The organism is Pseudoalteromonas rubra, assembly GCF_001482385.1.
Taxonomy (GTDB): domain Bacteria; phylum Pseudomonadota; class Gammaproteobacteria; order Enterobacterales; family Alteromonadaceae; genus Pseudoalteromonas; species Pseudoalteromonas ardens.
Map to the genome: position 1 here is coordinate 2,160,672 of NZ_CP013611.1, position 12,528 is coordinate 2,173,199.

15 protein-coding genes are annotated in these 12,528 nt (G+C 48.2%); 7 read left to right on the top strand and 8 right to left on the bottom strand.

Annotated features, from left to right (window positions below; all coding sequences use genetic code 11):
* Window positions 1-3 precede the first annotated feature (3 nt).
* Entirely contained in the window at window positions 4-396 is a 393-nt protein-coding gene (locus tag AT705_RS09530; RefSeq protein ID WP_058796413.1) for a RidA family protein, read from the top strand.
* Window positions 397-627: 231 nt separating this feature from the next.
* Entirely contained in the window at window positions 628-2,238 is a 1,611-nt protein-coding gene (locus AT705_RS09535) for a DUF342 domain-containing protein (protein WP_058796414.1), read from the top strand.
* Between the two features lie 42 nt (window positions 2,239-2,280).
* Here the strand turns inward: AT705_RS09535 and asnA are convergent, their stop codons facing one another.
* Complete coding sequence (gene asnA, locus AT705_RS09540; RefSeq protein WP_058796415.1) at window positions 2,281-3,276, bottom strand: aspartate--ammonia ligase; 996 nt, start codon at window positions 3,274-3,276, stop codon at window positions 2,281-2,283.
* 179 nt (window positions 3,277-3,455) lie between these two features.
* Here asnA and asnC point away from each other — a divergent pair, with 179 nt between their 5' ends.
* The 3 genes from asnC to recG are packed head-to-tail and all read left to right on the top strand — an operon-like array spanning window position 3,456 to window position 6,752.
* Window positions 3,456-3,914, top strand: a complete 459-nt coding sequence (gene asnC, locus AT705_RS09545) for a transcriptional regulator AsnC (protein ID WP_058796416.1) — start codon at window positions 3,456-3,458, stop codon at window positions 3,912-3,914.
* Between the two features lie 52 nt (window positions 3,915-3,966).
* Window positions 3,967-4,665: a tRNA (guanosine(18)-2'-O)-methyltransferase TrmH gene (gene trmH, locus AT705_RS09550; RefSeq protein ID WP_058797960.1), complete on the top strand. Its 699-nt coding sequence runs from the start codon at window positions 3,967-3,969 to the stop codon at window positions 4,663-4,665.
* Window positions 4,666-4,667: 2 nt separating this feature from the next.
* Window positions 4,668-6,752 carry an ATP-dependent DNA helicase RecG gene (gene recG / locus AT705_RS09555; protein WP_058796417.1) on the top strand — a complete coding sequence of 695 codons (2,085 nt, stop codon included), beginning with the start codon at window positions 4,668-4,670 and terminating at the stop codon, window positions 6,750-6,752.
* Window positions 6,753-6,769: 17 nt separating this feature from the next.
* Here recG and AT705_RS09560 read toward each other — a convergent pair whose 3' ends face one another.
* Window positions 6,770-7,165 carry a VOC family protein gene (locus AT705_RS09560; protein ID WP_058796418.1) on the bottom strand — a complete coding sequence of 132 codons (396 nt, stop codon included), beginning with the start codon at window positions 7,163-7,165 and terminating at the stop codon, window positions 6,770-6,772.
* A gap of 13 nt (window positions 7,166-7,178) precedes the next feature.
* On the opposite strand from AT705_RS09560, the gene AT705_RS09565 reads away from it, so the two are divergent.
* Complete coding sequence (locus AT705_RS09565; protein ID WP_058796419.1) at window positions 7,179-7,454, top strand: ribbon-helix-helix domain-containing protein; 276 nt, start codon at window positions 7,179-7,181, stop codon at window positions 7,452-7,454.
* Window positions 7,455-7,588: 134 nt separating this feature from the next.
* On the top strand, window positions 7,589-8,272 hold the full coding sequence (locus tag AT705_RS09570) for a hypothetical protein (protein ID WP_208856768.1): 684 nt from the start codon (window positions 7,589-7,591) through the stop codon (window positions 8,270-8,272).
* A gap of 94 nt (window positions 8,273-8,366) precedes the next feature.
* Here the strand turns inward: AT705_RS09570 and galU are convergent, their stop codons facing one another.
* The 6 genes from galU to rplU all read right to left on the bottom strand — a co-directional run bounded on the left by galU (window position 8,367) and on the right by rplU (window position 12,414).
* Entirely contained in the window at window positions 8,367-9,242 is an 876-nt protein-coding gene (galU, locus tag AT705_RS09575) for a UTP--glucose-1-phosphate uridylyltransferase GalU (protein ID WP_058796420.1), read from the bottom strand.
* Window positions 9,243-9,449: 207 nt separating this feature from the next.
* The gene (locus AT705_RS09580) at window positions 9,450-9,824 is read right to left on the bottom strand and encodes a DUF3718 domain-containing protein (RefSeq protein ID WP_010383515.1); all 375 of its coding nucleotides are present in this window, start codon (window positions 9,822-9,824) and stop codon (window positions 9,450-9,452) included.
* A 77-nt stretch (window positions 9,825-9,901) separates the two neighbouring features.
* Window positions 9,902-10,393, bottom strand: coding sequence for a type 3 dihydrofolate reductase (folA, locus tag AT705_RS09585; RefSeq protein WP_237113809.1), 492 nt, complete (start codon window positions 10,391-10,393; stop codon window positions 9,902-9,904).
* Between the two features lie 90 nt (window positions 10,394-10,483).
* Window positions 10,484-11,632 carry an Obg family GTPase CgtA gene (gene cgtA / locus AT705_RS09590; RefSeq protein ID WP_049864637.1) on the bottom strand — a complete coding sequence of 383 codons (1,149 nt, stop codon included), beginning with the start codon at window positions 11,630-11,632 and terminating at the stop codon, window positions 10,484-10,486.
* Between the two features lie 195 nt (window positions 11,633-11,827).
* Complete coding sequence (rpmA, locus tag AT705_RS09595) at window positions 11,828-12,085, bottom strand: 50S ribosomal protein L27 (protein WP_010383519.1); 258 nt, start codon at window positions 12,083-12,085, stop codon at window positions 11,828-11,830.
* A 17-nt stretch (window positions 12,086-12,102) separates the two neighbouring features.
* Window positions 12,103-12,414 carry a 50S ribosomal protein L21 gene (gene rplU, locus AT705_RS09600; RefSeq protein ID WP_010383520.1) on the bottom strand — a complete coding sequence of 104 codons (312 nt, stop codon included), beginning with the start codon at window positions 12,412-12,414 and terminating at the stop codon, window positions 12,103-12,105.
* Window positions 12,415-12,528 lie beyond the last annotated feature (114 nt).

The following is a 12,528-nucleotide window of genomic DNA, read 5'->3' on the forward strand; positions in this document are numbered from 1 at the left end:
ACAATGAATAAAGCCATTATTTCAACCGATCAGGCGCCGGCAGCAATCGGCACCTACAGTCAGGCAGTTAAAGTCGGTACGGCGGTTTACCTTTCGGGGCAGATCCCTTTGGTGCCTGGAACAATGGAAGTGATCTCAGAAGATTTTGCAGAGCAAACACAACAGGTTTTTAAAAACCTGACTGCCGTGTGTGAAGAAGCGGGCGGCCAGTTGCAAGACATGGTCAAGGTTAACATCTTCCTGACTGACTTGAGCAACTTTGCTACCGTCAATGAGATCATGAGTCAGCACTTTAAAACGCCCTACCCGGCACGGGCTGCTATCGGCGTAAAAGAGCTGCCTAAGGGCGTACAAATTGAGATTGATGGCATCATGGAGCTGCCTTCAACCAACTAAGGCGCCGTGTCTATTAGTTATATAACTCAAGCCCGCTTAATGCGGGCTTTTACTTATCTGTACAATGATTTTTCATGCTCTTAACTTTGATCTTAAACACTTGACCGCATACTATTAATTTAGCAATCTGGTGTTATACGAAGCACTTTGTGCAACTTTGGTAACGCCGCATTTTTAGGCAATTTGAGGTATTCATTATCGTAGTTGGTTTAAAGCAATAAGGATAAGCCTGTGTTTAAACTCGCAAAAAATGGCAATATATTGATGGACGTCGCTGCTGCGTCGCCCCCCAGTGCAGCGTTTGTGGTTGAAGCACTCGAGCGCACTCCCTATGCTGACTGTGCAATAGATCATGAATCTATTGCCGCTTACTTCAAACAAGATACGCCTGTCACTCAGCTGATTGTGGCGCAACAAAAAGATGCCCATATCGAAGTCGCACTGATCAACGACAAAATGCAGGCCATCGCCAAACTCACTACCGCACAGGGTGGTAAAATGATCAGCCTGGAAGATGCCAAGCGCGCCATAGTCAAAGTCGGTGTCACCCGGGGCTACAAACAGGTTTATCTCGAGAATTTACTCAAGCAACAGCTTGAGTCCATACCAGGTACTGAGGTAACCGGTGTAATCGCACAAGGGCGGCCACCTGAAAATGGCCTGCCTGCAAAGTTAATTCCCCATGTTCAAACATTGAAAGAGCGCCTGAACCAACCCAAGTTACGTGAAGACGGCACCGTCGATATGCGCGACTTTGGCGCATTGGCCAGTGTTGCCCCCGGTACTTTACTGGTCACGCAAAGACCGGCAACCCCTGGGAAAGAAGGTTTTACGGTTACCGGAGACAGCATTACACCTAAGCCTGGAGATAGCTTTCAGCTGGTGGCCGGTGAAGGCACCAAGATTTCCCCAACTAACCCATTACAACTGATCTCAACTATTGCCGGTTGTCCGTCGGATATTCAGAATGGTATGCGGGTAGACGATATCTATACCATCAGTGACGTCAATGTGCGAAGCGGCCATATTGAATTTAGCGGCAGTGTGCTGGTTACCCATAATGTCGACCCAGGCATGAAGATCAAAGCGCACGGTGATATCACGGTCATGGGGACCGTAGAGTCGGGGGAATTGACTTCCGATGGTAACATCGAAGTACGTGGTGGTGTTATTGGTCACCTGGATCATCGCAATGACGATCAAGGGCTCACCTGCCGTTTGATAGCCAAAGGCGACGTCCAGATCAGCCACGGTCAGTACACCTACCTGGAAGGCAACAATGTCTTTATCCAGAAACAAAGTAATCACTGTGATATCAAAGCTGCAAACCTGCTACAGGTTGGCCTGGATGAGTCGCCCAAGGGCAAGCTGATCGGCGGCACCATATTTGATGCAAAAATGCTGGTTGCTGGCGAAATCGGCAGCAGCTCAGGGGCAACCATGGCAATCTATCTGGCACGCAGTGGTATAGAAATCACTGAACGAACTGATCTGTGCCTGAAGGAACTAAGCCTAACCGATGAACAGATCGACAATTTGCAAAAAGCCGTCGAAAAAGCCGAACACGTGAAAGACGCCGATAAGAAAAAAGCCTTGCTGGCCAAGATAGGTGCCACACAGAAGCACTATTGTAAGCAGGCCGAGGCGCTGGAGCATCAGCTGTCAGAGTTAGACCATACTTTGCATGACTTACTCGATAACACTCAGCTAGTGGTCAATACCTCGCTGCACTCAGGCGTCGAGATACATATTTTCGACAAGGTCTATAAAACCAATCGCAGCTATCCGCCATGCAGCGCCAGATTACTTGAAGGCAAAATAGAAATTGAATTTAAGATGTGAGGGAGCCCAACCGGGCTCCCTCATTGAGTGTCGCCATCGCCTCTAAAGTAACCCAGAAACTTCAGTTTTAATATGCTCAGGCCACACACCAACCTGGACCTGACCGATATGTTGCTTTTGTAATAACAACATCACCAAACGAGACTGGCCAATACCACCACCTATGGTTTGTGGTAATGCCCCCGCCAGCAAACTCTGGTGCCAGTCCTGCTCTAACCTTTGCTCATCCTGCGTCAGACTCAATTGGCGTTGCAAGCTGTCCGGACATACCCGGATCCCCATAGAGGAAATTTCAAAGGCATCTTCGAGCACGGGGTTCCAGACCAGAATATCACCGTTCAACCCTTGATACTGCTCACACGTTGGCGTTGACCAGTCGTCGTAATCCGGTGCTCTGACATCATGGATTTTGCCATCTCCCAGTTCACCGCCGATACCAATCAGAAACACAGCACCGTACTCCTGAGCAATCGCTTTTTCTCTTTGCTTAGCACTAAAGTCAGGATACATAAGGCGCAGCGCCTCACTGTGTACAAACGTGATTTGCTCCGGTAAAAACGGCGTCAGCCCATATTCAGAAGCCAGTTGCTGTTCAGTTTCACGGATCGCGCCATATAATGTACGAACTGTGTCTTTGAGCTTATCTAAAGAGCGTTCAGACTGTGCACAGATCACCTGCTCCCAATCCCACTGATCAACATACACAGAGTGTATTGGGGATAGTTTGTCTTCATCCGGGCGCAACGCCTTCATATGTGTATACAACCCCTGCCCTGCTCCAAAGCCATAGTCACCAAGCGTTTTACGCTTCCACTTCGCCAGTGAATGAACCACTTCATAGTCGCTGTCGCTGAGCGTTTTAACTTTAACCTTCACCGCTTTTTCGGTGCCACTGAGGTTGTCCTGAATACCATCTCCTACCTTTGCCAGGATAGGTGCCTGTACTTCGATCAGGCCTAACTTATCAGTCAGTTGTTGTGAAAAAAGTGCTTTCGCACGGGCTATTTGTTGTTGTGTTTGCAGATACTGTTGCAACATATCGGTTTCCTCATTCCCAATGGTGTTGAATAACGATGCAGGCTTGCTGCGTTAAACCTATCCTCAACAAAAACGCACAAAGATTCAATAGTCCACAACAAAAACACCTTTACACTATTTTTTTCATCAAAAATTAGCTTTAATAATTATTGAATCAATAATTAGCGTGCGAAATACCCATGGAAAGTTATCAAATCGATAATCTCGACCGTTCTATCCTTCATGCCTTAATGGACAACGCCAGAACCCCCTACGCCGAATTAGCCAAGCGCTTTACCGTCAGTGCGGGGACCATTCATGTACGGGTCGAGAAAATGAAACAGGCCGGTATTATAGTCGGCACGCGGGTCAGTATAGATGCCAAACAGCTGGGTTATGATGTCTGTTGTTTTATCGGCGTAAACCTCAAGCATGCACGGGATTATCCGGCAACCATTGAGCAGCTGGAAGGCTTTGAAGAAGTTGTTGAAGCCTATTACACCACAGGCAACTACAGCATTTTTATCAAAGTCATGGCACGTTCTATTGACCATCTGCAGGACGTGCTGATCAATAAGATCCAGACAATCGAGGCCATTCAGTCAACCGAGACCCTGATCTCCCTGCAGGCACCAATAATGCGCGAAGTAATGCCTTAGCGGGGTGCTTTTTGTTATAATCGCGGCAATTTTGTAGTTAAGAGCTGTAATGATGGAAGAAAACCGTTTTCAGCGCGTGAAGCGCATTTTGGATCAACGCCAGACTGATTTAACTGTGTGCCTAGATGAAGTACACAAGCACCACAATCTGTCGGCCATAGTGCGTACAGCCGATGCGGTCGGCTGCCATCATGTTCATGCGGTATGGCCGCAAGAGCAAAGACGCCTGACCAATAACACCTCAGGTGGCAGTAAAAACTGGGTAGAAACCCATATGCACGATGACATCGATCAGGCCGTTGCCACTATCCGTGCACAAAATCCTGGGATCCAGCTGCTGGCCACCAATCTGAGTGATACAGCCGTGGATTTTCGTGAGATTGATTATACTAAGCCAACGGCCGTTATTGTGGGACAGGAGCGTCTTGGGATCTCAGACAGAGCGCTCGAACACGCCGATCAGCATATCGTGATCCCAATGGCTGGTATGGTACAGTCATTAAATGTCTCGGTGGCCGCCGCATTGATCTTATACGAAGCACAGCGTCAACGCGAAGCAGCAGGGCTATATCAGCGTAACGATATGCTCGATCCGGCGATTAAACACAAACTCTTGTTCGAAGGCTGTCACCCTATCATTGCTAATCGCTGTGTAGAAAAAGGCCTGCCCTACCCGGCTCTGGATGAGCTGGGTGAAATCGTGGCCGACGATGCTTTCTGGAACACACTGAAATTCAGTCAAAAAGGATAATTATGTCTCTTCCCAATTTAGCCCAGTACGCCATGACCGATCTTAAGGGAGTCGGCCCGAAGGCCGCAGAGCGGCTGGCCAAATTGGGGATCCGCAGTGTTCAGGATATGCTCTTTCATCTGCCACTGCGTTATGAAGACAGAGCCAGAACCTACCGCATCGCCGAATTGATGCCACATACCCATGTCAGTGTTGAAGGCGAAATCGAGCAAGCCAACATCACCTTCGGTAAACGCCGTATGCTGGTGTGCCAGATCAACGATGGGACGGGCCGCATTACCCTGCGCTTTTTCAACTTCAGCGCAGCGCAAAAAAACGCCATGCAAAGCGGCAAAATCATGCGCTGCTTTGGCGAAGTGCGCCGTGGCCGGGTCGGTCTGGAAATGGCTCACCCCGAATACGGTATTCGCGACGAGCTCAGTGAAACACCGCAAGGCGCGGATACACTCACGCCGGTCTATCCAACCACTGAAGGGCTGAAGCAACTAAGCATTCGTGCCATTGCCGAGCAAGCTATCGCTTTGCTGCAAAAGTACGACATTGAAGATCACCTCCCCGCTCAGTTCAGGCCTAACCAGCTGAGCTTAAAAGAAGCCTTACTCACACTCCATCAGCCGCCTCAGGATGTGGCACTGGATCAACTGGAATTGGGTCAGCACCCGGCGCAACAGCGGCTGGCGTTTGAAGAATTGCTGGCGCAAAACCTTAGCCTGCTGCAACTCAGACAGCAAGGTCAGGCCGTTAAGGCGGTATCGCTACCGCCGAATAATATGCTAGAGACGGAGTTTCTGGCCCAGCTGCCTTTTAAACCTACGTCAGCACAAAGCCGGGTCGTAGCCGAAATTAAAGGGGATCTGCAACACCCTTTTCCGATGATGCGACTGGTGCAGGGTGACGTAGGCTCAGGTAAAACCCTGGTTGCAGCACTGAGCGCACTCACGGCCATTGCCAAAGGCTATCAGGTCGCTCTGATGGCCCCCACCGAGATTTTATCAGAGCAGCATAATATCAACTTTCAGAACTGGTTTGCCGCATTGGGCATAGAAGTGGTGTGGCTGGCAGGTAAGACCAAAGGCAAAGAGCGCGAGCGCGTGCTGGAACGCATCAGCTCAGGGCAGGCACAAATGGTCGTTGGCACGCATGCACTGTTTCAGGAGCAAGTGCAGTTTAGTAATCTGGCCCTAATCATCATTGATGAACAACACCGTTTTGGTGTTCACCAGCGCCTGTCGTTACGCGAAAAGGGCAAGTTTAACGACTGCTACCCGCACCAGCTGGTCATGACGGCAACACCCATCCCACGCACGCTGGCAATGACCGCCTATGCCGATCTGGAAACCTCAGTGATTGATGAGCTACCACCCGGGCGCACACCAATCACAACCGTCGCCGTCCCGGATACTCGCCGCGATGAGGTGATTGAGCGTGTTCGGCGTGCCTGTATCGAACAGCAGCGCCAGGTCTACTGGGTGTGTACTTTGATTGATGAATCCGAAGCCTTGCAATGCCAGGCGGCTGAAGACACAGCAGAACAACTCACTAAAGCGCTGCCAGAGCTGAATATTGCGCTGGTTCATGGCCGTATGAAGGCACAAGAAAAACAGCAGATCATGCAAGACTTTAAGCAGGCAAAAAGCCATGTGCTGGTTGCAACCACTGTGATAGAAGTCGGAGTAGATGTCCCCAATGCAAGCCTGATCATTATAGAAAACCCAGAACGTCTGGGTTTGGCGCAGCTGCATCAGTTACGAGGCCGGGTTGGCCGGGGAGACATCGCTTCGCATTGTTTGTTACTTTATCATGCACCTTTGTCAGCAACAGCGCAAAAGCGACTGGGCGTGCTGCGTGACAGTAATGATGGCTTTGTGATTGCCGAGCGAGATTTAGAGATCCGCGGGCCCGGAGAGGTTCTTGGCACTCGCCAAACGGGGCTAGCTGAGCTGAAAATTGCCGACTTAAGCCGGGACAAAGTGTTGCTACCACAAGTTCGCAGTCTGGCCTTTACTTTACTCCAACAGCACTCACAGGCCGTTGAACCGCTAGTTCAGCGCTGGTTGCCCAACCGCAGTGAATTTGCCATGGCTTAGTCAGAGCTAAGCCAGGTTTATTTAAACATCTCAGAACGCTCGATCACTTCAACCTGATAGCCATCAGGGTCAGCAACAAAGAAAAAACGTGCTACCAGAGTATCGCCATTATAAAACGACTTCATCTCCTTAGGCTGGTAACCGAGTGCCTCTGCCTTTGCATGCACAGGTGATAAGTCATCCACGACAACGGCAATATGACCATAGCCATTACCCAACTCATATGGCTGCTGCGTATCATGATTCCAGGTCAACTCAAGTTCAAACTCAGCCTCTTCATTGCCCAGATAAATCAGACTAAAGTGCTCAAACTCAATGCGCCTGCGCTCGCCGAGTGCCAGTACATCATGATAAAATGCCAAAGATTTTTGCAGATCCATTACCCGAACCATGCTGTGAATGAGTTTTGCCATCAAGGAGTCCTCTATGTGTGAATTGTATGCCGCGGCCGATCCCGCCAGCTATGAAGTAATCCGCCGCTCACTGCGGATTCAGGGGGCCGTAACCAGCCTGGCACTAGAGCGTCAGATCTGGGATCTGTTACAGGAGATAGCCACCAAAGAGCAACTCAGTGTGGCTGAATTCGTTTCCACCCTCTATCAGGAAGTACTGGCGCGTCAGGGGGAAGTCAAAAACCTTGCCTCTCTGTTGCGTATCACCTGTTTGACCTATTTATCCGATCTTACGTCTGATCGCCGTTAAAGGGGTAGTATCTGGTTACTACATTAACATTAGACTTTTGCTTATTAGCAAAAGCCGATACACTGATCTCGATTCATTCTTAGTAATCCTTTGAATTGTGTGAACTATTTAGGCACAAGGTATAGCGCAATCATATGAAATCTCATTTAGGCCGACGCGCATTTTCCAACATGGAGCTGTATACCCTGTTTAACGGCTACATTTATGGTGACGAAAAACAAAAGCGTGAGCAGCCAAAGCATTGGCACTTCTGGTTACCTGTGCTGGCATATTATACCGGGGCCTACAGTGACGAAATTGGCAACCTGACGCTCTCTGATATCACTAAACAAGAGCAGGTTCGTGGCTTTACATTTCATACGCACGGTAAATTGCAGGCCCGGTTCGTGCCGATCCACCCAGCCCTGTGGCATGCCGGATTACAAGATTACCTGCACTTTGTAGAGCAACAAGGCCAGACCCGGCTGATGTTTGATTTGCCAGCCAAGTCGGGGCGCTTCAGTGAGAAAGTCAGGATCTGGTTTTCCGGAGAGGGCGAGCGTCTTGGCTATTTGCAAAAGTGCGGATTACCTAATGTGGATCAGCAAGGCATGAAAACCGCCATCAGCAGCCTGAGACTGAACTTTGAGCAGCAGATACACATTTCCGCCATTCAGCAGGGCAACAAAGCCGCTATGCTCTATCTGCTGGGACTGAAACAGGATGGTCAGATCCTCACCCAGCCCAAAGCACATCAGCTCAAACAAGTGCTAACACAAGTTAGGGTCATAAACCCCAACATTCACTGGCAACGCTTTACAGAGCGTCATGGGCATTAATTTGACAAGCGCTGTGCGCTAAACCTATACGAGGTGCCAAACGAACACAAAAAACCCGACATTGAGTCGGGTTTTCGTATCATGGCGGATAAGGTTACAGTGCTTTTACGAACTCACTGAAGTCTTCGCCCAGTTTTTCATCACGCATTGCGTACTGAACGATAGCTTTCAGATAACCCAACTTATCGCCGCAGTCATGAGCCCGGCCACTCATGTGGAATGCTTCAACGGTTTCACTTTCCATCAGCATATCAATTGCATCCGTTAGCTGGATCTCGCCTCCGGCTCCCAATGGCGTACGCTCAAGCAAAGGCCAGATATTCCGTGATAATACATAGCGACCCACAACGGCAAGATTAGAAGGTGCTTTATCAACAGGCGGCTTCTCGACCATATGACTGATTGGTGCACTTTCGCCTGGCTTAAGCTCAACGCCCTGGATGTCTGCAATACCATACTTATTGACGTCTTGCTGAGGAACCGGCTCAAGCATAATCTGACTTAGCTTAGTGTCTAAGAAACGCTTGACCATAGCCGCCAGATTCTCATTGCTTTGATCTGCCGTATACTCATCCAGGATCACATCAGGCAAGACAACCACGAAATCGTCATCACCAACAATAGGCTTTGCACACAGGACCGCATGACCAAGCCCTTTTGCTTCGCCTTGCCTAACATGCATGATAGTAACGCCTTCAGGGCAAATTGAACGAACCTCTTCCAGCAGGGTACGCTTAACCCGCATTTCCAGTGTTGCTTCCAGTTCAAAACTGGTATCAAAGTGGTTCTCAATCGCATTCTTTGACGAATGGGTCACCAAGACAATTTCGGAAATGCCCGCAGCTGCGCACTCTTTCACTATATATTGAATAAGAGGTTTATCGACTAAAGGCAACATTTCCTTGGGGATAGCCTTCGTCATAGGTAACATCCGCGTACCAAGTCCAGCTACAGGAATTACAGCTTTCATAGTTCATCCATTATTACATAAAATGGCGGAAGAATTTCTCACCATAAGAATAGTTGTGTGACAGAGTATTCTAATCGAATCCGCTGGCAGTGCAAGTTTAATAATATCCCTTTTACTGCTGTGAGAATAAAAAATGCCCGCTCACTAAAAGTGAGCGGGCATTTCCAAATACTTCAAGATAATCAGACGCTAAGTCCGATAGAATTCTTACAGACCAGCACGCTTTTTAATGGCTGCGATCAAAGCTGAGCCACCATGGCCGTTGCTCTCAGCCCAAGCGATGTCAGCGCCATCAGATAATGCACTTTTAGGTAAGCTCTTAACGATAAACTCGCCTGCATCTACCGCGTTGTTAGCGATTGCATGGCGTAGCATGTTGTTACCATTACACTGAACTGAATCATATACGTTACGGATTTTAACCCGTGAGCTCTTTAGCGTACTGCGGATACGTCTTTTGTCGTCAGCCGCAATATATTCACACAAAGACACTGCCAACTGATCGTTTGCTTTGCTCGCAAAACTTACGGTTAATGCCGAAACGCCAAGACTCACACCAATAACTAAAGGAATTACTTTCATCACCAATCACCTAGTACTTTTTTCGTAAGAACAAACGCTCAATATTGTATCAACCAATACAATTGTTAGCAACAAAGTTATATTCCTTTATTTAGAGTTACGAACTTATAACTATACAAATTTTTCTCATCTGCTTCATATGCTTCGCTTGCAACTTCTTCCCACTCACCGGCCTGAGTGTGGTCAGGAAAGCGCGTGTCGCCAGAAACATCTAAGTCAATGTATGTTAAATAAAGCCGATTACTTAAGGGTAGAAACTGTTCATAAATATTTCCACCTCCAATGATCATAACTTCTTCACATCCGTCAACTAAGGCCAAAGCGTCTTGTGGTGATGAAACCACCTCAATTCCCTCAGCGTTATAATTTGAATTTCGGCTGATCACAATATTTCGCCTGCCAGGAAGAGGGCGACCAATAGACTCGAATGTTTTGCGTCCCATAACTACAGGTTTATTCAAGGTGACGGCTTTAAAATGCTTCAAGTCAGCCGGTAAATGCCAGGGCATGGCGTTATCATCGCCAATGATACGTCCGTTTGCCATCGCTGCAATCATTGATATTATCACAATGCACTCCACTCATACTTTTATACTAAAAAAGGGCCAGAGGCCCTTTTTTTACCAACCCGTTTAGTAAGACGCTAATACGGGTTGCGCTTATCTTTCGTAGACGACTTCTACGTCGTAGTCATCTTCGTCCCAGTCATCCCAGTCATCATCGTTATCCTGAGTTGCCTGGCGGTGGTAAGTATCCCACTTGAACTCGACTTCTTCCTGCTCCTGCTCTTCGAACTTATCACGTGGCATGCTATCCAGCAGACCCTGAATGTCGTAGCACAACTGCTGTGTATTAAACTTATTGGCAGCAGAGATACGGTACACCTGTTCAGCATCCAGCTCTTCGGCAATACGCTGACAAACCTCTTCTAACTCATCCTCTGCAAGCAGATCGATTTTATTCAGCACCAACCAACGCGGCTTGTTAGCCAGTTTTGGGCTGTACTGATGCAGCTCATTGATGATTGCAAACGCATTATCAACTGGGTCTGTACCATCGACGGGCATGACATCGACAACGTGCAGTAACACACGACAACGCTCCAGATGCTTCAGGAAGCGGATCCCCAAACCGGCACCATCTGATGCACCTTCAATCAAACCCGGAATGTCGGCGATCACAAACGATTTGTTTGCTTCAGGACGTACTACACCCAGGTTAGGCACTAAAGTCGTGAATGGGTAATCTGCCACTTTAGGCTTTGCCGCCGACACACTGCGAATAAAGGTTGATTTACCTGCATTCGGCAAACCCAGCAACCCGACATCAGCCAGCAACATCAGCTCCAGCTTCAGGTTGCGTACTTCGCCAGGCGTTCCCAGTGTTTTCTGTCTTGGCGCACGGTTTGTGCTCGATTTAAAGCGTGTATTACCTAAACCATGATAACCGCCTTTGGCGACCAGTAGTTTTTGTCCATGTTTAGTCAAGTCACCCAGGCACTCCTGCGTATCAACATCAGTTACACGCGTCCCTTCTGGCACTTTCAGAATTAAGTCGGTGCCCTTTTTACCCGTCATATTACGGCCATGACCATTGGTGCCACGCTCGGCACGATGGAAACGCTCAAACTGATAATCAATCAGGGTATTGAGGTTTTCGTCTGCTTCAAGATAAACGCTACCTCCGTCTCCGCCATCGCCCCCATCAGGGCCACCGTCGGGTACAAATTTTTCGCGGCGAAATGAAACGACACCGCTTCCACCGTCTCCGGCTTCCGCGCGGATCTCTACTTCATCGACAAACTTCATGGTTACTCTCTTACTGGTTGTTCAGCACCTGCTATTATAGCAAGTTCATAGCGGCTTGATCAGCATGGGCAAATGCCTAACTACCGGTCTGTGGCGCGTATTTGACAGGAATAAGGTTAAAGCAAAATTCAGGCTCTGCTCTATAAAAACAAAAAACCCCGCCTAAGCGGGGTTTTTCAGTATTCTTTTTACCGATTACTCAGCAATGATGCTAACGTATTTACGGTTTAAAGGACCTTTCTGCTCAAAAACAACTTTACCGTCTGCTTTTGCGAAGATTGTGTGGTCTTTACCGATACCTGCGTTAGTACCAGCGTGGAACTTAGTACCACGTTGACGAACAATGATGTTACCCGCTAGTACAGATTCACCACCGAAACGCTTAACACCTAAGCGTTTACTTTCTGAATCGCGACCGTTACGAGTACTACCAGCTGCCTTCTTATGTGCCATCTTTCTGTACCTCTAAATTAAGCGCTAATGCCAGTGATTTTAACTTCAGTGAACCACTGACGGTGGCCCATCTGCTTACGAGAATGCTTACGACGTCTAAATTTAACGATCTTAATTTTCTCGCCACGACCGTGAGATACAACTTCAGCTGTAATCTTACCACCGTTTACGAACGGCGCACCGATCTCGATTTTTTCACCATCAGCTACAAGAAGTACTGAATCAAATTCAATTGATGCACCAGTCTCAACGTCTAGTTTCTCTAGACGAATTGTTTGACCTTCAGTCACACGGTGCTGTTTACCACCACTTTGGAAAACCGCGTACATAATTAACTCCGTCTGTGCGCCCTCAAATCGACGCAACTTAATATTCTTCAATAGGGCGCGAAGTTTACGCTAATGTGCCACTTCACGCAAGCCCTAGATCGCAAATAAATGAAT